The sequence below is a fragment of the Vibrio sp. Vb0349 genome (assembly GCF_033338975.1).
The window spans coordinates 1-1,028 of record NZ_JAWOTS010000470.1; the positions used below are offsets into that span (position 1 = coordinate 1).

Annotated in this window: 1 protein-coding gene; it reads left to right on the top strand. The window is 44.4% G+C overall.

Features of this window, described 5'->3' with window-relative positions; all coding sequences use genetic code 11:
* Positions 1-190: 190 nt before the first annotated feature.
* Positions 191-1,028, top strand: an 838-nt coding sequence (locus R7Q47_RS26660; RefSeq protein WP_318090327.1) for a YjiH family protein, incomplete at its 3' end; no start/stop codon positions are given.

Sequence of the window (1,028 nt, forward strand, 5' to 3'; positions counted from 1 at the left end):
TATACACAATGGCGTTATTTGGCAATTTATCCGATAAATCGGCTGAATAACTACATGTATTTAATGAATAGTATTGCAATGGATGCAGTTTGCGGGTACCCTCGCATCACTGTGATTAAATACGGATGTTTAGTGAATATTTATGTCATGGAATATGGCGAGTATTGACTAGTAGTAACACGAGAAAACTATGCATAACAACACCAATGCTACTGAAGCACCTAAGGGCAACTTTTGGATGTTCTTCATTCCATCCCTAATCGGTCTTCTACTGTTTATGGCGCCTATTTCTTACAATGGCGACCTCACTATCCCTGTTGCAGTCATGGCAAAAGTCATTCCTGCCTTACTTGGCGATGCACTTATTGCTATCGTTACCGCTATTATCGCTTTCATGGCTGTCGCTTCTGTTCTTTGTAAAATTTTCAAGCCAGCAGCGATCCTTCGTAACGGTTTCTTAAACGGACTTTTCAACCCGTCTCCACTTTGGCTTGTTGTTCGCCTAATCGGTGGTGCTGCGGTATTGATGACGTTCTTCCAAGTAGGTCCAAAAGCGATTTGGGAAGAAAACACGGGCGGCCTTGTTTTAACTGGTCTTCTACCAACGCTATTCGCAGTATTCATTTTTGCTGGCCTTCTGCTTCCTCTACTACTTAACTTCGGTCTTCTAGAGCTATTTGGCGCGCTATTAAGTAAAGTAATGCGTCCAGTATTTAACCTACCTGGCCGTAGTGCGATCGACTGTATGGCATCATGGTTGGGTGATGGCAGTGTGGGCATCCTACTGACAAGCAAGCAGTACGAAAACAAGTTCTACACTCAACGTGAAGCGGCAGTTGTTGGTACAACGTTCTCAGCGGTATCGATCACATTCAGCTTAGTTGTTATTGCTCAGGTTCAACTTGAACACCTGTTCCTACCTTTCTACGGAGCTATCTGTTTAGCAGGTATCGTGGCTGCGGTTATCATTCCTCGTTTGCCGCCTCTAAGCCTGAAAAAAGACCGCTACATTGACGGCAGCAAGCCAG